21 protein-coding genes are annotated in these 23,101 nt (G+C 52.0%); 7 read left to right on the forward strand and 14 right to left on the reverse strand.

The genetic code is table 11. From position 1 onward, the window contains the following. Nucleotides 1–46 precede the first annotated feature (46 nt). From OGW16_RS01605 to cpxP, 6 genes are all read right to left on the reverse strand, one after another. Complete coding sequence (locus tag OGW16_RS01605) at nt 47–1,351, reverse strand: SLC13 family permease (protein ID WP_286517628.1); 1,305 nt, start codon at nt 1,349–1,351, stop codon at nt 47–49. 73 nt (nt 1,352–1,424) lie between these two features. Next, the gene (locus OGW16_RS01610) at nt 1,425–2,174 is read right to left on the reverse strand and encodes a CDP-diacylglycerol diphosphatase (protein WP_047407422.1); all 750 of its coding nucleotides are present in this window, start codon (nt 2,172–2,174) and stop codon (nt 1,425–1,427) included. A 104-nt stretch (nt 2,175–2,278) separates the two neighbouring features. Beyond that, nucleotides 2,279–3,268 (reverse strand): sulfate/thiosulfate ABC transporter substrate-binding protein Sbp, encoded by a 990-nt coding sequence (gene sbp, locus OGW16_RS01615; protein WP_075145398.1) that lies wholly within the window; start codon nt 3,266–3,268, stop codon nt 2,279–2,281. Between the two features lie 206 nt (nt 3,269–3,474). Continuing rightward, the gene (gene pfkA, locus OGW16_RS01620; protein WP_043018913.1) at nt 3,475–4,437 is read right to left on the reverse strand and encodes a 6-phosphofructokinase; all 963 of its coding nucleotides are present in this window, start codon (nt 4,435–4,437) and stop codon (nt 3,475–3,477) included. Nucleotides 4,438–4,622: 185 nt separating this feature from the next. Further along, a complete protein-coding gene (gene fieF / locus OGW16_RS01625) occupies nt 4,623–5,525 on the reverse strand; it encodes a CDF family cation-efflux transporter FieF (protein ID WP_043018912.1) in 903 nt (300 codons plus the stop codon). A 147-nt stretch (nt 5,526–5,672) separates the two neighbouring features. Next, nucleotides 5,673–6,173: a cell-envelope stress modulator CpxP gene (gene cpxP, locus OGW16_RS01630; protein WP_043018911.1), complete on the reverse strand. Its 501-nt coding sequence runs from the start codon at nt 6,171–6,173 to the stop codon at nt 5,673–5,675. Between the two features lie 150 nt (nt 6,174–6,323). On the opposite strand from cpxP, the gene cpxR reads away from it, so the two are divergent. Together cpxR and cpxA are read left to right on the forward strand one after the other, a co-directional pair. Continuing rightward, a complete protein-coding gene (gene cpxR / locus OGW16_RS01635) occupies nt 6,324–7,022 on the forward strand; it encodes an envelope stress response regulator transcription factor CpxR (protein WP_005121756.1) in 699 nt (232 codons plus the stop codon). Further along, nucleotides 7,019–8,392: an envelope stress sensor histidine kinase CpxA gene (gene cpxA / locus OGW16_RS01640; RefSeq protein ID WP_003028758.1), complete on the forward strand. Its 1,374-nt coding sequence runs from the start codon at nt 7,019–7,021 to the stop codon at nt 8,390–8,392. The genes cpxR and cpxA overlap by 4 nt, the downstream gene beginning before the upstream one ends. Nucleotides 8,393–8,432: 40 nt before the next feature. Here cpxA and OGW16_RS01645 read toward each other — a convergent pair whose 3' ends face one another. From OGW16_RS01645 to yiiM, 4 genes are all read right to left on the reverse strand, one after another. Then, nucleotides 8,433–9,689: an MFS transporter gene (locus tag OGW16_RS01645; protein ID WP_286517651.1), complete on the reverse strand. Its 1,257-nt coding sequence runs from the start codon at nt 9,687–9,689 to the stop codon at nt 8,433–8,435. A 116-nt stretch (nt 9,690–9,805) separates the two neighbouring features. Beyond that, complete coding sequence (locus OGW16_RS01650) at nt 9,806–10,762, reverse strand: sugar phosphate isomerase/epimerase family protein (RefSeq protein WP_286517629.1); 957 nt, start codon at nt 10,760–10,762, stop codon at nt 9,806–9,808. Between the two features lie 7 nt (nt 10,763–10,769). Next, complete coding sequence (locus OGW16_RS01655) at nt 10,770–11,474, reverse strand: GntR family transcriptional regulator (protein WP_075145400.1); 705 nt, start codon at nt 11,472–11,474, stop codon at nt 10,770–10,772. 226 nt (nt 11,475–11,700) lie between these two features. Further along, nucleotides 11,701–12,375, reverse strand: coding sequence for a 6-hydroxyaminopurine reductase (yiiM, locus tag OGW16_RS01660; protein ID WP_043018908.1), 675 nt, complete (start codon nt 12,373–12,375; stop codon nt 11,701–11,703). 152 nt (nt 12,376–12,527) lie between these two features. On the opposite strand from yiiM, the gene OGW16_RS01665 reads away from it, so the two are divergent. Then, nucleotides 12,528–13,424, forward strand: a complete 897-nt coding sequence (locus tag OGW16_RS01665) for a dihydrodipicolinate synthase family protein (RefSeq protein ID WP_043018907.1) — start codon at nt 12,528–12,530, stop codon at nt 13,422–13,424. Between the two features lie 41 nt (nt 13,425–13,465). Here OGW16_RS01665 and kdgT read toward each other — a convergent pair whose 3' ends face one another. Then, nucleotides 13,466–14,449: a 2-keto-3-deoxygluconate transporter gene (kdgT, locus tag OGW16_RS01670; RefSeq protein ID WP_043018906.1), complete on the reverse strand. Its 984-nt coding sequence runs from the start codon at nt 14,447–14,449 to the stop codon at nt 13,466–13,468. Nucleotides 14,450–14,685: 236 nt separating this feature from the next. Beyond that, the gene (gene sodA, locus OGW16_RS01675) at nt 14,686–15,306 is read right to left on the reverse strand and encodes a superoxide dismutase [Mn] (protein ID WP_172862547.1); all 621 of its coding nucleotides are present in this window, start codon (nt 15,304–15,306) and stop codon (nt 14,686–14,688) included. Between the two features lie 255 nt (nt 15,307–15,561). Between sodA and OGW16_RS01680 the strand changes: the two genes are divergently transcribed. Next, nucleotides 15,562–16,983, forward strand: coding sequence for an L-fucose/L-arabinose isomerase family protein (locus tag OGW16_RS01680; protein WP_043018904.1), 1,422 nt, complete (start codon nt 15,562–15,564; stop codon nt 16,981–16,983). Nucleotides 16,984–17,186: 203 nt separating this feature from the next. Continuing rightward, the gene (gene rhaT / locus OGW16_RS01685) at nt 17,187–18,221 is read left to right on the forward strand and encodes an L-rhamnose/proton symporter RhaT (RefSeq protein ID WP_003028737.1); all 1,035 of its coding nucleotides are present in this window, start codon (nt 17,187–17,189) and stop codon (nt 18,219–18,221) included. Here the strand turns inward: rhaT and rhaR are convergent. Then, a complete protein-coding gene (gene rhaR / locus OGW16_RS01690; protein WP_213732173.1) occupies nt 18,218–19,066 on the reverse strand; it encodes an HTH-type transcriptional activator RhaR in 849 nt (282 codons plus the stop codon). The genes rhaT and rhaR overlap by 4 nt on opposite strands. Nucleotides 19,067–19,213: 147 nt before the next feature. After that, nucleotides 19,214–20,062: an HTH-type transcriptional activator RhaS gene (rhaS, locus tag OGW16_RS01695; protein WP_043018902.1), complete on the reverse strand. Its 849-nt coding sequence runs from the start codon at nt 20,060–20,062 to the stop codon at nt 19,214–19,216. Nucleotides 20,063–20,362: 300 nt separating this feature from the next. Between rhaS and rhaB the strand changes: the two genes are divergently transcribed. Together rhaB and rhaA are read left to right on the forward strand one after the other, a co-directional pair. Continuing rightward, nucleotides 20,363–21,832: a rhamnulokinase gene (gene rhaB, locus OGW16_RS01700; protein ID WP_087050710.1), complete on the forward strand. Its 1,470-nt coding sequence runs from the start codon at nt 20,363–20,365 to the stop codon at nt 21,830–21,832. Continuing rightward, nucleotides 21,829–23,088 carry an L-rhamnose isomerase gene (gene rhaA / locus OGW16_RS01705; protein WP_087050711.1) on the forward strand — a complete coding sequence of 420 codons (1,260 nt, stop codon included), beginning with the start codon at nt 21,829–21,831 and terminating at the stop codon, nt 23,086–23,088. The genes rhaB and rhaA overlap by 4 nt, the downstream gene beginning before the upstream one ends. Nucleotides 23,089–23,101: the final 13 nt, after the last annotated feature.

Here is a 23,101-nt window from a genome sequence, read left to right on the forward strand (position 1 = left end):
AACAATTCATCATCTCACAAAACAAAAAATTAACATTTATATACAGTTATAATTTATCCAGCATACTGAACCAGAGATAATCCAACGGCAGAAGCAACAGATACGTTGCCGCCGCCAGCGAAATGCACAGCAACATCCCCGCCCTCGCAGGCACTTTCCCAAGCGCCATCGCCACCACAATCGGCGAAGCCTGATACGGCAGCAGCGGTGTGGAATATCCCAATACCTGAATCATAATCACCGACAGCAGCGGAAACCCCGTCACATCGGCAAAACTTTGTGCCAGCGTGGTATACAACGCCGGAACACCGTTCGCTGTCATAATAAAATTGAGCGCGGTGGTAATGCCTGTCAGCGCGAGAAAGCTGGTAAACGGTTTTTCCGCATCCAGCGGCATCACCTGTAACAGCGCCTCGCCCACAGCGCTGCCAATGCCGGTCTGGGTGACGGTGATCGCCAGACCCAGAATACCCGCTACGTAAATACAGGTGCGAATATTTACCCCAGTGGAAAACTCATCGCCATTGATAAAACCAACCCGTGGTAGCAGTGTGATAACCGCCGCCGCCAGCCCGGTCCACGCAGGACCAATACCATGCCAGCTTTCGCTAACCCACAGCAGCAGCACCACGGCCAGCATCCAGGCCAGGCGTTTTTCATCCCAACTCATCGGCTCCAGCGGTGTGAGATCGCGCGGCGCATGGGGCTTACCAGGGAACAGCCAGCAGATAAGCACGATAAGCACCGCCCCCTTAAGCCAGCCCAGAACTGGCGTATGCAGCAGCAAATAGGGAAGATAATTGAGGTGGATGCCGTAAGAGCCTTCCGCCGCGCCGCTCATCACCAGATTCGGTACGTTAGCGGGTAAAATCGTCGCGGAAAGCTGGAACGTGCCAAAACCAACGGCCAGCGCCAGACCATACCAGGCGCGCGTACCGTCGTTAATCCCGGCCCGCTTCGCCATCGCCGCGACAATCGGCATCAGCAGCGCAATGCGGCCCATGTTGGATGGCATCACAAACGCCAGCGCGTAACTCAGCAGCACCACACTCGCCACCATTAACGGCCAGGAGTCGGTCAACCGCGATGACAGCGCCCTCGCCGCCCTGTCCGCCAGCCCCGTTTTACGAATCGCGATACCCAGCACAAATCCACTGAAGACCAGCCAGAACGCCGACGACGCGAAGCCGCCAAAAATCACATCCGCAGGCGCGATTTTGGCAACCATCGCTACGGCAAAGAACAGTAGCGCCGTTATAAACTCCGGCAGCAGCGACGTGGCCCAGAGCAGGATGGTGATGCCAACCACCAGAGAGGGGATAAACAGAGGGTGTGTAAGCCAGAGCGACATGCCTGTCTCCTGTTGTTTTTTTCAACAAGAATACGGGGACAAGCATGCGGAGTAAACGCCAGATTAGGTGGGGTTAACGCAGAATATCACACTGATGATCCTGAATTTCCTCAGCGGAGGCGAGATTGAGCGCTAGCAGATTGCGCTGGGTCGCCAGCAGGACAAAAGACTCATCGCTCTGACGCACCATCGCCAGCGCATAGCTGCCCATGTGTTCACGCGCATCCGGCACCTCTTCTGCCAGCATCATAAATGGGCTGCGTTGCGCCAGTTCATTTTCCGTAACGCGGCGCGCCAGATATTCATGACCGCGCAGCCCGCCAGGTAAAGGCAGCCAGCGGGTGCTGATTTTCGCCAGATTGTCATCCAGCTGTTGTCTGACGTCAGTTCGCAGGCAGGAGATATGAATGTGCAGGTGATTTTGCGTACGCCCGCTACGCGAGTTAATGGTCAGCGATACCGCTTTGTCAGGGATTTCGTGGCCGTATTTCTGGCTCATAAAGCTGCGCGCCTGCCAGGCCAGCCAGAAAAAGTTCGGCGTGCCTGATTTCAACAGTAGCGGGCTTTCCGTACCGTTGATGCGGTAAGTGGGCATCAACAAATATTGCAAAGGGCCATTTCGGTCTTTGAATACCACATATCCGGCATCCGGCTTCACTTCTGCGCACGGCGCGGGATCCTGCTGCTGCAACTGGTGCGGCAGGCATTGCTGAAGAACAATCTGGCGTAATGCGTCCGGGTTGCCGGTGAATTTCCAGTACCCGATACCTGCAGCGGCGGCGACCACAATCACCGCCAGTAAAAGATAGCCTGCTTTTTTCATTACGCGTTTCCTGTATCCCATTGAAGGGCAAGAGTAACGCAAAACCATGACAAATAAAAAACCCGGTCGCATCAAGCCACCGGGTCGGTAAATCACAGATTTATTTATCGTTTGCTGATCTGGTCGAACGTACCGCCGTTAGAGAAGTGCTCTTTCTGCGCTTTCGTCCAGCCGCCAAACTCTTCGTCGATGGTGAACAGCTTCAGCTTCGGAAATGCGTTTTCGTATTTCTTCGCAACGTTAGCATCACGTGGACGATAGTAGTTTTTCGCTGCAATTTCCTGGCCTTCCGGGGAGTAGAGATACTTCAGGTAAGCCTCTGCCACCGCTTTGGTGTCTTTCTTTTCCACGACTTTGTCGACCACGGAAACGGTCGGCTCCGCGAGGATAGATTCACTCGGCGTCACTATCTCGAATTTGTCTTTACCCAGCTCGTTCGTTGCCAGTAGCGCTTCGTTTTCCCAGGCGATCAGTACATCACCGATACCGCGTTCAACGAAGGTATTGGTTGAGCCACGCGCACCAGAATCCAGTACTTCAACGTTCTTATACAGGGCTTTCACGAAGTCTTGTGCCTTGGCCTGATCGTTGTTGTTGTGGTGCAAGGCATAGCCCCATGCCGCCAGATAGTTCCAGCGTGCGCCACCGGAGCTTTTCGGATTCGGCGTAATGACCGACACGCCAGGTTTGATCAAATCGTTCCAGTCATGAATTTGTTTAGGATTGCCTTTGCGAACCAGGAACACGATGGTGGAGGTATACGGCGCGGAGTTATCCGGCAGGCGCTTGATCCAGTTTTTATCAATTCGACCACGTTCAGCAATGGCATCTACGTCGTAAGCCAGTGCCAGCGTCACGACATCGGCTTCAATGCCGTTGATGACGGAGGTCGCCTGTTTACCCGAACCACCGTGTGACTGGCGGATCACGACGTTGTCACCCGTCTCCTGCTTCCAGTGCGCGCTGAAGGCCTTATTGTACTGCTCGTACAGTTCACGCGTTGGATCGTACGATACGTTAAGTAACTGAATATCCTTTGCCAGAACGCTGGTCGATGCCAGCAATAATGTTAACCCTACGCCCCATTTGTTCATCGCCCAGCTCTCTTATGTGATGTTGTGATGAGCAAAGCGTGCCAGAAAGGCATCCAAACATTAAAGAATAAAAAAAGATTTGCTATAACTTCGAGGAATAAATCTGAGGGTTTGCCGGATGGCAGCTAACGTCTAATCAGGCCTACAAGTCTCTGCAACCTGTAGGCCTGATAAGCGAAGCGCCATCAGGCGCGCAAAAAATACAATCAGTACAGTTTTTTCGCGCAGTCCAGCCAGTCACCTTTGAACGGACGCTTCATGTTTTCAATAGCGTCGATAATGTCGTGGTGAACCAGTTTCTCGTTCTGAATACCTACACAGCGACCGCCGTGGCCTTCCAGCAGCAGTTCAATGGCATAGGAGCCCATACGCGATGCCAGGATACGGTCGTAAGGTACCGGAGAACCGCCACGCTGGATGTGACCCAGTACGGTTGAACGCGTTTCACGGCCGGTTTCTTTCTCGATGTAATGCGCCAGTTCATCAACGTCGCACATGTGCTCAGTGATCGCAACGATTGCGTGTTTTTTACCCTTCGCGATACCTGCTTTGATTTCAGCAACCAGATCGTCGCGGCTGAATTCCACTTCAGGAACCACCACGAACTCACAGCCACCGGCAATTGCAGCTGCCAGGGTCAGATCGCCACAATAGCGGCCCATCACTTCAACGATGGAAATACGCTGGTGAGAAGAAGAGGTATCGCGCAGACGGTCAATCGCTTCAACTACGGTACCCAGAGCGGTGAAGTAACCGATGGTGTAGTCGGTACCTTTGATATCGTTGTCGATAGTGCCCGGCAGACCGATGCATGGGAAGCCCATTTCAGTCAGGCGTTTTGCCCCCATGTATGAACCGTCACCACCGATAACAACCAGCGCGTCAATGCCACGCTTTTTCAGGTTTTCGATAGCCACCGCACGCACGTTTTCGTCGCGGAATTCCGGGAAGCGAGCAGAACCGAGGAACGTACCGCCACGGTTGATCATGTCGGACACGCTGTAGCGGTCAAGTTGGACCATACGGTCTTCATACAAACCCAGGTAGCCATCATGGATCCCCATGACTTCCAGCCCTTCCGTCAACGCTGCACGTACAACACCACGGATTGCTGCGTTCATGCCCGGCGCATCACCGCCGCTTGTCAACACACCGATTTTCTTAATCATGACTACCTCTGAACTTTGGAATGCAAAATGAAGTCTGCTGCCGGAAGTCGATTCCGCATATCGAAACGATCCAACGAATATGCAGATAGTATAACAATCACTTCCTGCTGAATTGATTCAGGTCAGGCCAAATGGTGGTAATTTATACACAAAATGCTGGCCTGGTTCACTTTTTTTACAACGAATTATGAAAGATCAAACATCTTGCCTTCCTTGGGTACGACCGAACAAGGATCCTGATGAATGATGACATCCGATCCCGGGAAACGCCGTAAAATTGCCTGCTCAACCTGTTCAGCCACTAAATGCGCCTGAACGAGCGGCAGATTATCTTCCATTTCCAAATGAATCTGAATAAAGCGGGTCGGCCCTGACTGCCGCGTGCGAAGATCGTGAGCGCCGCTGACTCCGGGCCATGACGTCACAATATCAATAATTTCCTGACGTTCTTCATCGGGTAAAGCACGATCCAATAAAGACTGTACCGCCTCATACCCCATGCGTAATGCGCTATATAAAATATAGATGCCAATCCCGAGCGCAAACAAGGCATCTGCGCGATGCCAGCCGTACCATGCCAGCCCAAGCGCCACGAGAATCGCACCGTTCATCATAACATCAGACTGATAATGAAGCATATCCGCCCTGACGGCCTGACTTTGCGTGCGTTTTACTACCCAGCGCTGAAACGAGACCAGAATGATTGTACACACCAACGCAATGATGGTGACAATCACCCCGACGCCAGGATCTTTCATCGGCGTAGGTTGGATGAGATGCTGAATCCCGGTCAGGAATAAAAACAGCGCCGAACCGGAAATAAACATGCTTTGCGCCAGCGCCGCCAGCGATTCCGCTTTTCCGTGTCCGAACGTATGCTCATCATCTGCGGGCTGCAGCGAATAGCGCACCACCAACAGGTTGGTTAACGAGGCCGCGATGTCCACCAGAGAATCCACCAGCGCTGCCAGAATACTGACCGATCCGGTGTACCACCACGCAAAAATTTTGATCAAAAGTAACAGCGATGCCATCACGGTCGCCGCGATTGCCGCCCGGCTAACCAGCCGCCCATAGGTTTGATTCATAAACACTCCTGCCAGGATATGCCGCTAGTATAACGGATGAAGTAAAACAGTCAGGCAATAACCGAGTGACAAATTTTGGGCAAAAAAAACCCCCACATCATGTGGGGGAAGACAGGGATGGTGTCTATGGCAAGGAAAACAGGGTTACTACTGGGAACGTGAGTTGCTACTACTCAATAAATTCAACGATGAGCTTTTTTTCCAGTGCGCTACGTCGCGCAGTTGCTCCATTCGTTGTTCATGTTTCTCATTTAAAACCGCTTGCTGCTCGGGCGTTAACAGGCGATACATCTGGTTGCGGACCTTGGCTATTTCAACCTGGCGGGCAACCTGTTCTTGCGCCATTCTTTCTGCCTGAGCGCGCACAGCGCTTTCATCAAATTTCTCTGCGGTGACAAGGCGATGCATTGTCTCCATTTCGCTAACATTAACAGGAGGCTGTTCGTGTCTTGCCTGCTGCATTAAATCTCGCATCTGTTGACGTTGATGTTCGGTTAAACTGATACCGTCAAACATGTGGCTCTGAACGCTGCGTTGCGCGGAGCCTTCACCCAGGTGCCAGTGATCGCCTGTGACGACTTCAGCTGCATGGCTTAAAGTACTGAATGCCAGCGTTGAGGCCATGACGGCAGCGGTAACTTTGCCCATCACTTGCTCCCAAAATCTTTTCTGTCGCGATTCAACGAGAGACAGTTTACGATTCGGGCTGCAAACATGCGTCAGGGGGTGTAAAACAACGTAAAGTCATAGATTAGCGACGCCTGATGACGTAATTTCTGCCTCGGAGGTACGTAAACAATGAATAAAATCCTGTTAGTTGATGATGACCGAGAGCTGACTTCCCTGTTAAAGGAGTTGCTCGAAATGGAAGGTTTCGATGTGCTGGTTGCCCATGATGGGGAACAGGCGCTCGAGCTTCTGGATGACAGCATCGATTTACTTTTGCTCGACGTCATGATGCCAAAGAAAAACGGCATCGATACGCTGAAAGCACTTCGTCAGACACACCAGACACCCGTAATCATGCTGACCGCTCGCGGCAGCGAATTGGATCGCGTACTTGGCCTTGAGCTGGGCGCGGACGACTATTTACCCAAACCGTTTAACGACCGTGAACTGGTCGCGCGCATCCGCGCTATTCTGCGTCGCTCACACTGGAGCGAACAACAGCAGAACAGCGACAACGGTTCGCCGACGCTGGAAGTGGATGCGTTAAGCCTTAATCCGGGTCGCCAGGAAGCCAGCTTTGACGGGCAAACCCTGGAGTTAACCGGCACCGAATTCACCCTGCTCTATTTGCTGGCACAGCATCTCGGTCAAGTGGTTTCGCGTGAACACCTGAGCCAGGAAGTGCTGGGCAAACGCCTGACGCCTTTCGATCGCGCGATCGACATGCATATCTCGAACCTGCGTCGTAAGCTGCCAGAGCGTAAAGACGGACACCCGTGGTTTAAAACCCTGCGCGGCCGCGGCTACCTGATGGTCTCCGCTTCATGATAGGGAGCTTAACCGCACGCATCTTTGCCATCTTCTGGTTGACGCTGGCACTGGTGTTGATGTTGGTACTGATGTTACCCAAGCTCGATTCACGCCAGATGACCGAGCTACTGGACAGCGAGCAGCGCCAGGGGTTGATGATTGAGCAACACGTTGAAGCTGAACTGGCGAACGACCCACCCAACGATTTGATGTGGTGGCGTCGCTTGTTTCGGGCGATAGACAAGTGGGCGCCGCCAGGACAGCGGTTATTGCTTGTTACGACGGAAGGACGCGTGATCGGCGCAGAACGCAACGAAATGCAGATCATTCGTAACTTTATTGGTCAGGCCGATAACGCCGACCATCCGCAAAAGAAAAAATACGGTCGCGTTGAGATGGTCGGGCCTTTCTCCGTCAGAGACGGTGAAGATAACTACCAGTTGTATCTCATTCGACCAGCCAGCAGCTCACAATCTGACTTTATCAACCTGCTGTTTGACCGACCGCTGTTGTTGCTGATCGTCACCATGTTAGTCAGCTCTCCGCTATTGCTCTGGCTTGCCTGGAGTCTGGCGAAACCAGCGCGTAAGTTGAAAAACGCGGCGGATGAAGTGGCCCAGGGCAACCTGCGTCAGCATCCGGAGCTGGAAGCCGGTCCGCAGGAGTTTCTGGCGGCAGGCGCCAGCTTTAACCAGATGGTGACGGCGCTGGAGCGAATGATGACCACGCAGCAGCGCCTGCTGTCGGACATCTCTCACGAGTTGAGAACGCCGCTGACGCGTCTGCAGCTGGGCACCGCGCTGCTGCGTCGGCGCAGCGGTGAGAGTAAAGAGCTGGAGCGTATTGAAACAGAAGCGCATCGACTGGACAGCATGATCAACGACCTGCTGGTGATGTCACGTAATCAGCAGAAAAACGCGCTGGTCAGTGAAACGGTGAAAGCCAATCAGCTGTGGGGCGAAGTGCTGGATAACGCCGCCTTTGAAGCCGAGCAGATGGGTAAATCGCTCACGGTGAATTTCCCGCCGGGTCCCTGGCCGCTGTACGGCAACCCAAATGCGCTGGAAAGCGCGTTGGAAAACATTGTGCGCAATGCCCTGCGTTATTCACACACGAAGATTGAAGTTGGCTTCGCGGTGGATATCGACGGGATTACCATCACTGTGGATGACGATGGCCCGGGCGTTAGCCCTGAAGACCGGGAACAGATTTTCCGTCCGTTCTATCGTACCGATGAGGCGCGCGATCGCGAGTCTGGCGGAACAGGTCTGGGTCTGGCGATTGTTGAAACCGCAATCCAGCAGCATCGTGGCTGGGTGAAGGCCGAAGACAGCCCACTGGGTGGTTTACGGCTGGTGATTTGGTTGCCGCTGTACAAACGCGCTTAACAGGCTTCCCCGGTAACCTCGTGCCGGGGAAGCTCTCACTTTATGCTGTTGCCGCTGCAGCTGCAGCTGCTAGCTTTTGCTTTTTAATCCGCTTCACCAGAATTGTCGAACAGATAAAGCCCATTAAGCTAAACGCAATCATCACGCTAAAGACGTAGTTGTAGCCCGTGATGCCGCTATTGGTATCCAGTAAGTAGCCGTATAACGTGTATGCAAACATGGCGGGCATATAACCGATGATACAGCCAAATGCCATTGCCGAACCGGCATACTCGCGTGGGGTACCAATTTCATCCATCGGCGCGAAGAAAATGGCGCGTTGGGAGAAGATAATCGCCCCAAATCCTAATGTTGCTACCATACCGATGTATACGTTCATTGTTTGATGCGGTAACTGCATGAAAACAAGCATCGCAACGGCGGAGATCAAAAACGTCCACTTCAGGTATACCGTCGGCGATTTGGCAACCTTATCCGCCAGCAGCCCACCAATCGGTCCTCCCACCATTTTCAACGCATACTGGTTGATGATGCCGTACGCCCCGACGAGCGCTACCGGCAGCATGTAGATATCTTTTAAGAACGGGATGAAGTAAGTCAGCCCGCAGTATGCGGCGTAAACAAAGAAAATCCCTAAAGAAGCCAGCCAGACGTTAGGGCAGGACAACACATGTTTGATTCCCTTTAACACTTCCATATTGGCGCTGGTTTTCTCGCCGCCTTTCACTTTGTCATCATCGACAATAAAGTACGTCACAATGCCCGCCGCCAGCGTAATGACCGTATAAAACAACAGACCCGCCTGCATCCCCGCCTTACCTTCACCAAACTGGACGAAGACAAACAGAGCACCAGATGCGACGATGACATCCACCACGCCGCGTCCGGCTTCTAAAAAGCCAAACATGCGTCCTTGTTCTTCTTTTGTGCCCAGCAGACGCACGGCTTTCAGCAATACCGGCCAGTAAACCACATCGGCAAAGAATGCCATTGCGGCAAAGCAAATGAGATAACCAGTAAATGACGGCAGCGTTGCCAGATATAAGCCGCAAAGTCCTACGCCGATCAGACCGAATGGTAATAATATTTTCTTGGAATAACGGTCAGCGATATAAAGCGAAAGAAAAAGCCCGGTTGTCTGAACAATAGTATAAACCGTAAAACTCAGGCCAATTTGCGTATTAGTTAAACCCCAGTCGCTTTGCATTGGCACATAGAAAACATCCTTCATACTTGAAAGTTTAAATATTGTGCCGCCGCCTAAAATCAAAAAACAAAGCCTTGCCCATTTATTCATGAACATGAGTAAACCCTCATTGCTTGTTGAGAGAAATATTTAGATTAATTTATATAATTAATAAAACTGTAGAGTTATTTTCATAACTCTTTTCGCATTTAGTAAAATTATGAAAGTTATTGATTACCTATAAATTTATTACACAAGTCACGAATGTATTTTATTTGAGCCAGAGCATGTTCTTTTTCCTGCGCCAATCGCGCATCAATCATGTCAGCGTCGGGTAGCGGCGTATAACTTGCATCGCGCCATGGGATCCAGGGATTATCACCTTCATCATCAAAACGAAATGCGGGTGCATAATATTCAACTTCTTCTTCCAGACCAAAAGCATGTACTTGTGGTTTATCTTCTCCCAGGAGTAATAATGCTTTGAGCATCTCTTCCATGGGTAAATCACCGTATCCTGAACGACAAGCCTCATGCCCCCAGCCTTTACCTTCTTTAATAATCTTTGCGTCTTTAATATGTACCTGAGTGATCAAAGGAGACATGACCTCTAACGCAGAAAGCGGCTGCTCATTGGCATTAATCATGTTGCCAAAATCAAAAAGAATAGAGAGATGCTTCATTCCACTATTATTAACCAGCGTCACCAGCTCATGACTCTGTAGATCTTCATGCTGTTCAATGGTAAAGCTCAGGCCACAATCATCATACTGAGACAACCACGCAAGATCATTGGCAATCTTCGCCATAACGTCGTTGAGATGCCCTTCATAGCGCGGGTAGAAACGAACTGACGTTGCGCCAGTTGCCACAGCAATACGAATTGCATCCGTTAATGTCGCCTGGTCCGATGCGCTGGTTTCAATATGCACATCCAGGTTATATTTTTTAGCCTTTTCTTTAAAATCGTGTAACTGCCGATCGTTTATTTTCTGCAGTGACTGGGATTCACCATCCTCAACATGTATTTTCACACCCTTTAATTGCTGCTGATGCGCAATATCCAGAAGATCGCCAGGGAGGACTCTCTCATAGCGCATATTCAGATGAAAGGCATAAGCATGTAGGTACAGTGGTATATTTCTCGCACGTTCAGCAAGAAGTTTCTGGTTACATTTTCCCATAGTTTTCTCATTCATCACGAATAACAAGTTCCACTGATTCAAGTCGCCAGTATTCAAAATCAACCTGAACCACTTTTTTATCTCGGGTAGCCCGATGTTTTTCTACTAAAATTCCATACGTATTAGGCGCAACGCCCAGTTCTTTGCACGCCACTTCTGGCATATTTACCGGTTTAAAAATCATTTCTTTGATATTTAAAATATGACCAAACGCATCTTCCCAGACGCTGGAAAAAGATTGATTGCCCAGTTTGTTTATGAATCCTGGTGCAACATCAGCATCAATGTAGGACTCATGGTAAAACACTTTATGTGAATCAAGACCACACCAGCCGGTAACTAAATAGCGCTCACCGGTGGAGAGAAAAACATCATCAACATGATGCGGGGCCGTCTCAATGGTTTCTTTGGTTAAATAATCCCAAAAAGGTTTACGCCCCTGAGCACAGGCTTCGGCATTGAAACTGGAAAGTGATTTGGGGTTATAAATAAATCGTTTCGATGAAATAAACCAACCACTGCGGTTCTTGCGGAAAATACGCGCATCGATCTCAAGCTCAATCAGAACCTGACGTAAGGTCATGCGCTTCGCATCCAGCAGCTCGCATAACTCTCTTTCCGAGGGCAATTTGGATCCTGCTGGCAAATTATTTTCGTTTAACCAGCTTTCAAAGCGCTCTCTGAGCACATCAACATTGTTTTTCTTTTTCATCTCGCTCATCTGGTTTAAACCAATTTGAAGCTAAGATATTTGAGTGCCGGAAATACTCAAGTTTTTTTTTAACGCAGAGTTTCTTTTTGTGGACCAGGTATCAAGAATGGGCAGAAAGCGTGTTGTGACAGGCAGGTTTTTACCCGCTTCAGTACGCAGAGATAACGAGCATGAGAGAGGTAAATCAGGTGTTGCCACCTGATTTAATTGCAAGATAGAGGTGGGTTTATTTTCCCCACAAACGGCGGGAATTGTCTTCGATCTTGCCGCTTAAACGACGTTTTTGCATCGTTCTGGTCCAACTTTTGGATAACCCGGCAGCCGACAGTAAACGATGATATTGCGAGTCATCAAACGGCATATGCCAGGCAATGGCAATCGCCTCCCGTACGCTGACGTCGCTGACGCGTGATGCCAGGATCAACGGCGCGTCTGCCGACACCTGACCGGGAGCGATGACGCTGCACAGCCAGCCTGTCTTGCCTGCATCCTGCATCTGGCTGGCCATGTCGCTGATGCCGAAATGGAAATTCAGCTTAAAGCACGGCGAGCGCGGCTGCGTGACCTGAATCAGCGCATCTCCCCACTGGAAAATGTCGCCAATAAAGACATTCTCTTCCGTTAGCCCCTCAGTAGAAAGATTCTCGCCAAACGCGGGGGCGACAAATAGCTCCGCCTGCTCCGGAAACTCTTGTCTCCAGTGCTGATAGTGTTCACGCGGATAATGGCACAGCGCGCGATCCGGCCCGCCGTGAATTTTTGTTTCCGCCTGCTCATCACCCGTCAACCCCAGTTCGGTCAGCATCAACTCACCGTCAACCTGGACTTTAGCAATCGCGCTGGGACGGCTTCCCGTGTAGTCCCGAACCTTGCCAGTAAAAACATCGACCGGATATCGCATCTGTTCCCTCTCCCGATAAATTTCCCCCATTACACCACATTTATTTTACCCCAGTCGCTCAAAATGAGAGCACGGTTCACATGAAAGTTAGGGACACATGCTATCAATGTAAGCTGGTTTTGAAACATCATTTCAAATAAGGAGTCGACAACGTGACTGGTCAATCGCAATTTGCTGGCGTCTGGTGTCCATCCATTACGCCAATGGACAATGACGGCAAGATCGATCTTAATGGTCTGAGCCAGCATCTCAAACGCCTAACCGAGGCCAAAATCGACGTGATTTTGCTGATGGGCAGCATCGGGGAATTTGCCTCCTTTACGCTCGAAGAAAGGCTAGTGCTGATCCGCGAAGCCCGCGCCATGAGCTCGCTGAAGATGGTCGCCAACGTCTCATCCACCTGCCAGAATGATGTGCTGTTGATGGCGCAGGAAGCGTATCGCGCCGGTTACGACGCTGTGATGATCCTCCCACCTTACTACTATGGGCAAACGGCAAAACAGCTGCTGAGCTACTTCCGTCAGTTGGGACAGAAACTCAGCGGTAAATGGTTTGCCTATAACTTTCCGGCACGTACCGGCTGCGATTTAACCCCCGAACTGGTTGCCACCCTCGTCGATGAATTTCCCAACTTCGCAGGCATTAAAGATACCGTCGACTGTCAGTCCCATACCCGCAGTATGATTCAGACTACCCGCGCCGTGCGTGAGGATTTTGCCGTGCTGTCCGGCTATGACGAATACTACATTCCTAACCTGCTGGCAGGCGGTGCGGGGATTATTTCAGGATTAAACAACGTCATGCCGGAACTGTTTGTCAGCGCGCGGGAAGCGTTTAAGCAGGGCGACCTGGCAGCGCTTCGCGATATTCAGGACCAAATTGGCACCTACATGTCCATCTACGCCATTGGCGAAGATTTTGTCACCACCATCAAAACCGTGGTATCGCGTAAGTTTGGCTATTGCACCGGCGTGTCACGTAATGCTGGCGGAGAGTTGAACGAGAGCGAATGTCGGACAATTGATGAAGTATTTATCGTAGAAGGTTAACTCGTTAAGCCGGATGGCGCAGACCATCCGGCTTAAGAGATTTATTTCACGGTACCACGAATATCAATTTCCGCCGCCCTGGCTTTAACTCTTTTCGACCAGATAGACGTGATAATCGGCACCAGAATGGAGGTCACAATCACTGACGTGGCAACGAGGGAAGTCGCTGCTGGCGCCATCGGTTTAAATGCCGGAACCATTTCCGCAATCAGCACCGGCGTGGCGACCGCCGCACCCGCTGAGCTGGAGGCCGCAATCCCCGCCGTACCATCACCGCCACCAATCAGTTTATCGGCGATAATCAAGGGAATACCGGTGATGATAATCACCGCGACACCCAGCAGAATACCCAGTACTCCGGTTTGCGCAATCACGCTTAAATCAATGGTGTTACCCAATGCGAAAGCAAAGAAAGGGATCAGCGTCTGCACCGCTTTGCTGAAGAACTCGCGCAACTCGGGGTCCAGATTCCCCAACGCAAAGCCAATCAGAAACGGTAATACAGCCCCCACAAACACGTGCGGTTCAAACGACGCGATCCCGGCGGTTCCCAAAATCACCATCGTCATCAGCGGGCCAGACTCCAGCGACATCAGGACAAACGCTCCGGCCTCTTCTTTGGTGCCGTACTGCTGCATAATCGAGGCATACAGCCCGCCGTTGGTCATATCCATAGCGGCCACCAGCGCCAGCGTAGACAGCCCGGCGAAGAATCCGACCTCCACACCATGTTCCGGCAGAATACGTGAAGCAATCGCCGCGACCACCCATGCCACCAGAATCTTGGTGATGACCAACGTGCCTGATTTACGTAGCACGGTGCCGGTAGCGCTTAGCTTAATCGACGCCCCCATGCAAAAGAACCAGACTGCCAGGATAGGTACCGTACCGGTGATCATACCGTTGGTAAAGGAGCCGAAATATTTCCCGGCGCCGGGGGAAAAGGTGTGACACAACGCGCCCAGGAAAAGCGGCACCAGCATCATACCGCCTGGGATTTTCTCTATCGTTCGTTTGATCTGCATTTCCATCACCTGTAGACATAAAAATGGGGCAATTTTTATGGGCGATTGCATCTTGCTTTTGAGATGCGCCCGTCTTGATGGAAAGAAGATAGACATTCATAGAGACTATAAAAGTGATCCCACTCGCATAATAAAACCTTGTTTCAATTTAAGTGGATCATCGTTTTTATATTGAGTTTGATCACAAAAAAACCCCCACAAGCATCGCCTGTAGGGGTTTCGTTAATGCGTAGAACTTATTTTTTCGCTGCGAAACGCGCGGCAGCTTCGTCCCAGTTCACCACGTTCCAGAACTCTTTGATGTAGTCCGGGCGACGGTTCTGGAATTTCAGGTAGTAAGCGTGTTCCCAAACGTCCAGGCCCACGATCGGGAAGCCGGAAGCGCCAGAGATAGATTCACCCATCAGCGGGGAATCCTGGTTAGCGGTGGAAACAACAGCCAGCTTGTCACCTTTCAGAACCAGCCACGCCCAGCCGGAGCCAAAACGGGTTGCCGCAGCTTTTTCAAATTCAGCTTTGAAGTTGTCGACGGAACCGAAGTCACGTTCGATAGCCGCTTTCAGATCGCCCTGCAGCGTAGTACCGGTTTTCAGACCTTTCCAGAACAGGCTGTGGTTAGCGTGGCCGCCCGCGTTATTGCGCAGAACAGTTTTCTTGTCTGCTGGCAGTTGATCCAGTTTAGCGATCAGTTCTTCAGCAGACAGGCTAGCGAATTCAGGCAGGCTCTCCAGCGCAGCGTTCGCGTTGTTTACGTAAGCCTGGTGGTGTTTGGTATGGTGGATTTCCATCGTCTGCTTATCGAAGTGCGGTTCAAGGGCATCATAAGCGTACGGCAGGGATGGCAGTGTATAACTCATAATCATCTCCAGTATTGTCGGGCGGCCAGTGTTAACGCCGCGTAAGCAGTTGGGTCATTATAGTTAATTAAATGATATTGAAAATGATTATCAATGCCGTACTCTTTACAGGGTTATTATGCGGTAAAAGTGTGAGCATCATTAGGAAAATCAGGCGAATTTTGCCAACCTGGGTAGAAAACAGGCAGCGACATGAAGGACATGGGAGATAAAGCACGAGATAGTTTGCGAATTATCTCACAAGGAAATCTTGCTATGTCTGTCAATATCGCCCTTTTCGGTATCGGTCTCGACACATACTGGCCCCAGTTTACAGGCCTGGAATCACGTCTTCAGGGCTACCTGCAAACAATTGATGAGCGTCTGACGGCGCAACAAGCCACCGTCATTAATGGCGGCCTGATTGATAACGTCAATAAAGCCGATGCCCTTATCAAACGGTTGCAGCAACAACCAGTCGATGCAGTCTGCCTTTACATCAGCACCTACGCGCTCAGCTCAACGGTGCTACCCCTTGTGCAGAGTATCAATAAACCGGTCATTATTCTGGCCCTACAGCCAGAGCCAGGGCTGCCCTATTCAACTATCCGTCAAATCCCCGATCGGGGCGGGCGAACTGGAGAGTGGCTGGCGCACTGTCAGGCCTGCAGCGCCCCCGAACTAGCAAACGTGTTTAACCGTGCGAATATCCGCTTTCAATTGATCGTTGGTGCATTACAGGGCGATGAGTACGTCTGGCAACAAACGGCGCAGTGGCTACAAGCCCTCAACGCTCGTCAAATGCTGGCAAGTTGCCAGGTCGGCGTCCTCGGACACTATTATGACGGCATGGTGGACGTTTACAGCAATATGACGAATTTGTCCGCCAAAATGGGCGTCCGCTTTAAGCCACTGGAGATGTGTGAGCTGGCGGAATATCGCGAACAGGTCAGCGAGGCAGACTTCAACACCAAACAACAGGAAATGCATCGTGTGCTTCAGTTGGATGCGGCATGCGAACCTGCAGAGCTTGGCCGGGCAATCACCACTGCCTGCGCCATGGATAAACTGATTGCCCAGAATAAACTCGGTGCACTCGCTTATTACTATGAAGGTCGTAACGGTAACGCTTACGAGAACATCATCACCTCAATTATTCTCGGCAACACGCTGCTCACCCACCGTGGTATTCCCGTAGCGGGAGAATATGAAATCAAAAATGTGCTGGCGATGAAAATTCAGCAACTTCTGGGCGCTGGCGGATCATTTTCAGAACCCTATGGTATTGAATTTACCGATGATGTTGTTTTATGGGGACATGATGGTCCGGCACACCCGTTGATGGCGGATGGTCCGGTAAATCTGGTGCCGTTGCCGGTTTATCATGGCAAACCCGGTAAAGGTGTGTCTATTCAGATGACCGTGAAAGCTGGCCCGGTAACCTTTCTTTCGGTAATTGAAGATGCTGAAAATGGGGTGCGTTTACAGTATGCCGAAGGTGAAGCGGTGGCAGGTGAAGTCCTGGATATCGGCAACACCAACAGCCGCTATCGCTTCCCATTATCGGCTCGCGAGTTCACCACGCAATGGTGCATGGGCGGCCCCGCTCATCATTGCAGCATTGGCCTGGGGCATCATGGTGAGGTGCTGGAAAAACTCGCCTGGCTACTGGGTATTCAGGCAGTAAGAATCTGCTAATCCTCGATATTTCCGCCCTTCTCAAAAAAAGAGGGGCGGAGCCGCATTTGTGATCAACATCCCTTTCATCCCCTGAATTTTGCCAGCATTACTCATCACGCGGCAGCATGCTGAAGGTTAATTCATTGCTCACTCTTTAGACTTTTGAACATCAAAACGGGTGATTTTCATCCTGCCAAATCGATAATTCAAAAGGAAACAGAATGGGTAACGCAATTACGATGGGGATAATATGGCATCTTATCGGTGCCGCTAGTGCCGCTTGTTTCTATGCCCCCTTTAAAAAGGTACAACACTGGTCCTGGGAAACCATGTGGTCCATTGGTGGTTTTGTTTCATGGCTGATCCTTCCCTGGCTCGTCAGCGCGATCCTGCTGCCGGACTTCTGGACCTATTACAGTTCATTCAGCGCGTCCACACTGCTACCGGTATTTTTGTTCGGTGCCATGTGGGGGATTGGTAACATCAACTATGGTCTGACCATGCGCTACCTCGGGATGTCGATGGGGATCGGGATCGCTATCGGTATTACGCTGATTGTTGGCACCTTAATGACGCCAATCATTGCCGGTAAATTTGACGTGCTCATCGGCACACCTGGTGGGCGTATGACCCTGCTCGGTGTGCTGGTCGCCCTGATCGGTGTGGCGATTGTTACCCGCGCCGGACAGTTAAAAGAGCGCAAGATGGGCATCAAAGCCGAAGAGTTCAATTTGAAAAAAGGTCTGATACTGGCGGTGATGTGCGGCTTTTTCTCCGCAGGGATGTCCTTTGCGATGGATGCGGCTAAACCCATGCACGAAGCCGCTGCTGCGCTCGGTATCGATCCGCTGTATGTCGCCCTGCCCAGCTACGTCGTCATCATGGGCGGCGGCGCGGTGATCAATCTGGGATACTGCTTCATTCGTCTGGCAAAAATGAAAAACCTGTCAGTAAAAGCCGACTTCTCGTTAGCCAAACCGCTGATTATCAGCAACATCCTGTTCTCGGCGCTTGCTGGTCTGATGTGGTATCTCCAGTTCTTCTTTTACGCCTGGGGCCATGCCAAAATTCCGGCGCAATATGACTACATGAGCTGGATGCTGCACATGAGCTTCTACGTCCTGTGCGGTGGCATCGTGGGCCTGATCATGAAAGAGTGGAGCAATGCAGGACGCCGGCCGGTCAGCGTGCTAAGCCTTGGCTGCGTGGTGATCATTGTCGCGGCAAACATTGTGGGTCTGGGAATGGCCAGCTAATTATGTTGAGTGCTGAGATGACGCCACTGGCTCGGCGTCATCCCGGTTTCGCGCGTGAACACCACCGAAAAGTAGTTACTATCCTCAAAGCCGCAGCGCATAGAAATTTCACTAATCATCAACCGGCTATGCTTGAGCAGATACTGAGCATGACAGACCCGCACCTGGCGCAGATACTGGTTGATGGTCATCCCGGTCTGACTGCGAAACTGCTGGCGCAAAACGCGCTCGCTGCACCGTTCACGCTCGCAAAACTTATCCAGTTCGAACGCATGCTCATGGCTACCGGCTAACGCGGTGATCAGTTTATCCAGCAGCGTTTCACTCGATGTCACCGGGAGCGTATCTGTGGCGTAACGATGGCGTTTAAGGAGCGTCACCAGTTGCCCGAACAGCAGTTCCGCCATGGTAAAAGCCTGCGCATCACGCTGATTACTTTCATGCTCAAGCTGGCTTATCACCTGCCGGGCCTGGGTCATACCAACGCTACCGAGACGCCAGTGCGGCTGCCGCGGCGTACCGTTAAAGCCGGGGATCGCCCCTTGCCAGTCAACATTCAGCGTCAATCGTTCCGGGCAGTAGATGATATTTTGTAACACCAGGTCGTTAACGGAAGTGTAGGAGTGTTTATCTTCGGCGCGAATGTAAAACAGATCGCCACGGGTTATCCGGTACGGACGTTCGTTGAGAACATGTAACCCATTGCCGCGCCAGACCAGTACCAGTTCGCAAAACTCATGAGTATGTTCAGCAAAGACATCCTGCGGATAACGATCGGCCACGGCGACCGCCTGCTTTTCATGCGCAAAAAAGTCTGATTTCAGAAGGACCAGATGGTTCGCCATCACAATATTCCCTGTCGGATGGCGGCTACGCCTTATCCGACCTACAGATTACGTGACACGTAGGCCGGATAAGGCGTAGCCGCCATCCGGCGTTGAGGGACATGATTATCTGAGATTCGGCGATAAAAAACGTTGATAGCTTTCGCGTTACTGAAGGCTGCTTCCCGCAATAAGGTCGCGCCCCTGACGAATATCGCGCGGTGACCACTCGAACTCACGGCGGAAAAGCGTCGAAAAGTGGTTACTGTCGCCGAAACCGCAGAGATAAGCGATATCTGTCACGCTGTCATCACTGTGACGAAGCAGATGCCTGGCTTTAATGAGCCGCAGACGGTTAAGGTAGCGCTGCGGCGTCAGTCCTGTCTGCTGTTTAAGCTGGCGGTGCAAAGTGCGTAAAGAGAGCGAAAACTTCTCGGCCAGCGCCTCCCAACACACCTCGTCGGCAAAGTTATCTTCCAGCCACGCCATCAGAAGATTAAGCCGCGCGTCGTTATCAGTGGCCGCTTCCATCAGGCTGCTTTTACGCAGCAGCACCAGTAACTGCATAAACAGGATCTCGCGATTTGCCGCCGTCGGCGTATCCATCCCCTCGCCGAGCGCCTCCATCTGCCCCACCAGGTGACGAACCTGCTGCAGTACGCCCTGGTTTACGCGCCAGTGGGAGGGATACTGCCCATTTTGTTCCTGAGGCAAAAGCTGATTCAGCCCAGCCAGAAATTGAAACGCATCCGGAGAGCGATACAGAACGTTGGTCAGGCACAGATTGTCAGTATGTTCATATAAATGCCTGTCATGATCGCGGACGAAACACACCGTCCCGCCGCTAATGGTGTAAGGCTGTCCGTTAAACACATGGATCCCCGTGCCATGCTCGACCACTACAATTTCATGAAAATCATGATGATGCTCAGGAAATGCGGGTTGAGGAAGGCGTGGTTCAATAGCCACTGGCGCTTTACCTGTCGGAAAAAAATCCACGCAATGCAGTACGGTCATGACGGCTCCCCCTGATTAACGAATATGGCTGAATAGTAATTAAGGGTTACTACCCTCACCTTAAATTTTTGACGCCAAAGTGCGTAAACACGGTTAATTCTTCAAGAAATGGCGGGAAAGATCGGGAAATGCGGAAGGCGTCACATCCGCCAAAATCCGCGCTATTAGCGGAAACTGTGAACAACATCACGTTCACCTTTGCCGTGTTGCCAGCCGCTAATTGGGGCTGTCACTGTCAAGAAGGTACGCTTTATCAGGGGTTCTTAGACTGAGTGCAATAAAACTCAGAAGGACCTCGCTATGACTTTTCGCCATTGTGTCGCTGTCGATCTCGGCGCATCCAGTGGGCGCGTAATGCTGGCGCGTTACGACAGTGAACACCGCACCCTGACGCTGCGTGAAATCCACCGCTTCATTAACTGTCTGCAAAAAACTGACGGTTTTGATACCTGGGACATCGACAGCCTGGAAAATGACATTCGTCTTGGCCTGAAAAAAGTCTGTGATGAAGGCATTCGGATAGACAGCATCGGCATTGATACCTGGGGCGTAGATTACGTCCTGATCGATAACGCTGGTCAGCGTGTTGGTCTGCCGGTCTCTTACCGCGATAGCCGTACAGCCGGCATTATGGCGCAGGCGATGACGCAGCCGGGTAAAGGTGAAATTTATCGCCGCAGCGGCATTCAGTTTCTGCCCTTTAACACGTTGTATCAGCTGCGTGCACTGGTTGAACAGCAGCCAGAACTGCTCCCGCAGGTGGCTCATGCCCTGCTGATCCCCGATTACTTCAGCTTTCGCCTGACCGGTGAAATGAACTGGGAATACACCAACGCCACCACTACGCAGCTCGTCAATATCAACACCGACGACTGGGATGACACGCTGCTGGCGTGGACCGGGGCAGACAAAGCCTGGTTTGGTCGCCCGACGCACCCGGGGAACGTAATTGGCCATTGGATTTGCCCACAGAAAAATCGCATTCCGGTCGTGGCCGTCGCCAGTCACGACACCGCCAGTGCGGTAATTGCTTCGCCGTTGGCCGACAAAAACAGCGCGTATCTTTCTTCCGGTACCTGGTCGCTGATGGGTTTTGAGAGCAGAACACCGTATACCAACGATGCGGCGCTGGCGGCGAACATCACCAACGAAGGGGGCGCGGAAGGGCGCTACCGCGTACTGAAAAATATTATGGGGTTATGGCTGCTCCAGCGCGTTTTAAAAGAGCGCAAGATTACCGATCTGCCAACGCTTATCGCCGAAACGCAAGCGCTGCCGGCCTGCCAGTTCCTGATAAACCCGAACGACGATCGCTTTATCAATCCCGACGATATGAGTGCCGAAATTCAGGCAGCCTGTCGTGAATCGGGCCAACCCGTTCCCCTGCAAAACGCCGAACTGGCGCGCTGTATCTTCGACAGTCTGGCGTTGCTATACGCCGATATTCTGCAAGAACTGGCGCAGCTGCGAGGCGCAGCGTTTAGCCAACTGCACATCGTCGGTGGCGGCTGCCAGAACGTCTTACTGAACCAGCTGTGCGCGGATGCCTGCGGGATTCGCGTTATGTCCGGCCCGATTGAGGCCTCCACGCTCGGCAATATCGGCATCCAGTTGATGACGCTGGACGAGCTTAACAACGTCGATGATTTCCGTCAGGTAGTACGCGCCAACTACGACCTGACCACCTTTATTCCAAATCCTGAAAGTGAAATTGCCCGCTACCAGGCGCAGTTTCAATCACTACGACAGACAAAGGAGCTTTGCGCATGACCACTCAACTTGAACAAGCCTGGGAACTGGCAAAACTGCGTTTCGCCGCGGTAGGCATTGATGTCGAGGCGGCATTGCGCCAGCTCGATCGTCTGCCGGTCTCCATGCACTGCTGGCAGGGCGATGATGTCGCCGGTTTCGAGAATCCGGAAGGCTCGCTCACCGGCGGTATTCAGGCTACCGGCAACTATCCGGGCAAAGCGCGTAACGCCACCGAACTGCGGGCCGATCTGGAGCAAGCGCTAAGCCTGATTCCGGGACCAAAACGCCTGAATTTGCACGCGATCTATCTGGAATCGGATACGCCGGTTGCCCGCGACCAAATCAAACCTGAACACTTCAAAAACTGGGTTGAGTGGGCGAAAGCGAACCAGTTAGGGCTGGATTTCAATCCGTCCTGCTTCTCTCACCCGCTGAGCGCTGACGGCTTCACGCTGGCCCACGCCGATGACACCATTCGCCAGTTCTGGATTGATCACTGCAAAGCCAGCCGTCGCGTCTCGGCGTATTTTGGCGAGCAGTTGGGTACACCGTCGGTGATGAACATCTGGATCCCGGATGGCATGAAAGACATCACCGTTGACCGTTTAGCGCCGCGCCAGCGCCTGCTGGAAGCACTGGACGAGGTGATCAGCGAGAAACTCGACCCGGCGCACCATATCGATGCCGTTGAGAGCAAACTGTTTGGCATCGGCGCTGAAAGCTACACCGTGGGCTCCAACGAGTTCTATATGGGTTACGCCACCAGCCGTCAAACCGCGCTATGCCTGGATGCGGGTCACTTCCATCCGACCGAAGTAATTTCCGACAAAATCTCCGCCGCCATGCTGTACGTACCGCGCCTGCTGCTACACGTCAGCCGTCCGGTGCGTTGGGACAGCGATCATGTTGTGCTGCTGGATGATGAAACTCAGGCAATTGCCAGCGAGATCGTCCGCCACAACCTGTTCGACCGCGTACACATTGGCCTCGACTTCTTCGACGCTTCCATTAACCGCATCGCCGCGTGGGTGATTGGCACTCGCAATATGAAAAAAGCGCTGCTGCGCGCGCTGTTAGAACCGACCGAACAACTGCGTCAGCTTGAAGCCAGCGGCGACTACACCGCACGCCTGGCCCTGCTGGAAGAGCAAAAATCACTGCCGTGGCAGGCCGTCTGGGAGATGTATTGCCAGCGCCACGACACGCCAGCGGGTAGCCAGTGGCTGGAAAGCGTGCGCGCCTATGAAAAAGAGATTTTGAGCAAACGTAGCTAACCGTGACGCCAGA

Source organism: Citrobacter sp. Ce104, assembly GCF_030334595.1.
GTDB lineage: Bacteria > Pseudomonadota > Gammaproteobacteria > Enterobacterales > Enterobacteriaceae > Citrobacter > Citrobacter europaeus.

What these genes read in the sequence shown, in the direction of transcription:
- OGW16_RS01605 (WP_286517628.1), bottom strand. Translation starts at nt 1,351, where the DNA reads ATGTCGCTCTGGCTTACACACCCTCTGTTTATCCCCTCTCTGGTGGTT.
- OGW16_RS01610 (WP_047407422.1), bottom strand. Translation starts at nt 2,174, where the DNA reads ATGAAAAAAGCAGGCTATCTTTTACTGGCGGTGATTGTGGTCGCCGCC.
- sbp (WP_075145398.1), bottom strand. Translation starts at nt 3,268, where the DNA reads ATGAACAAATGGGGCGTAGGGTTAACATTATTGCTGGCATCGACCAGC.
- pfkA (WP_043018913.1), bottom strand. Translation starts at nt 4,437, where the DNA reads ATGATTAAGAAAATCGGTGTGTTGACAAGCGGCGGTGATGCGCCGGGC.
- fieF (WP_043018912.1), bottom strand. Translation starts at nt 5,525, where the DNA reads ATGAATCAAACCTATGGGCGGCTGGTTAGCCGGGCGGCAATCGCGGCG.
- cpxP (WP_043018911.1), bottom strand. Translation starts at nt 6,173, where the DNA reads ATGGGCAAAGTTACCGCTGCCGTCATGGCCTCAACGCTGGCATTCAGT.
- cpxR (WP_005121756.1), top strand. Translation starts at nt 6,324, where the DNA reads ATGAATAAAATCCTGTTAGTTGATGATGACCGAGAGCTGACTTCCCTG.
- cpxA (WP_003028758.1), top strand. Translation starts at nt 7,019, where the DNA reads ATGATAGGGAGCTTAACCGCACGCATCTTTGCCATCTTCTGGTTGACG.
- OGW16_RS01645 (WP_286517651.1), bottom strand. Translation starts at nt 9,689, where the DNA reads ATGAATAAATGGGCAAGGCTTTGTTTTTTGATTTTAGGCGGCGGCACA.
- OGW16_RS01650 (WP_286517629.1), bottom strand. Translation starts at nt 10,762, where the DNA reads ATGGGAAAATGTAACCAGAAACTTCTTGCTGAACGTGCGAGAAATATA.
- OGW16_RS01655 (WP_075145400.1), bottom strand. Translation starts at nt 11,474, where the DNA reads ATGAAAAAGAAAAACAATGTTGATGTGCTCAGAGAGCGCTTTGAAAGC.
- yiiM (WP_043018908.1), bottom strand. Translation starts at nt 12,375, where the DNA reads ATGCGATATCCGGTCGATGTTTTTACTGGCAAGGTTCGGGACTACACG.
- kdgT (WP_043018906.1), bottom strand. Translation starts at nt 14,449, where the DNA reads ATGCAGATCAAACGAACGATAGAGAAAATCCCAGGCGGTATGATGCTG.
- sodA (WP_172862547.1), bottom strand. Translation starts at nt 15,306, where the DNA reads ATGAGTTATACACTGCCATCCCTGCCGTACGCTTATGATGCCCTTGAA.
- OGW16_RS01680 (WP_043018904.1), top strand. Translation starts at nt 15,562, where the DNA reads ATGTCTGTCAATATCGCCCTTTTCGGTATCGGTCTCGACACATACTGG.
- rhaT (WP_003028737.1), top strand. Translation starts at nt 17,187, where the DNA reads ATGGGTAACGCAATTACGATGGGGATAATATGGCATCTTATCGGTGCC.
- rhaR (WP_213732173.1), bottom strand. Translation starts at nt 19,066, where the DNA reads ATGGCGAACCATCTGGTCCTTCTGAAATCAGACTTTTTTGCGCATGAA.
- rhaS (WP_043018902.1), bottom strand. Translation starts at nt 20,062, where the DNA reads ATGACCGTACTGCATTGCGTGGATTTTTTTCCGACAGGTAAAGCGCCA.
- rhaB (WP_087050710.1), top strand. Translation starts at nt 20,363, where the DNA reads ATGACTTTTCGCCATTGTGTCGCTGTCGATCTCGGCGCATCCAGTGGG.
- rhaA (WP_087050711.1), top strand. Translation starts at nt 21,829, where the DNA reads ATGACCACTCAACTTGAACAAGCCTGGGAACTGGCAAAACTGCGTTTC.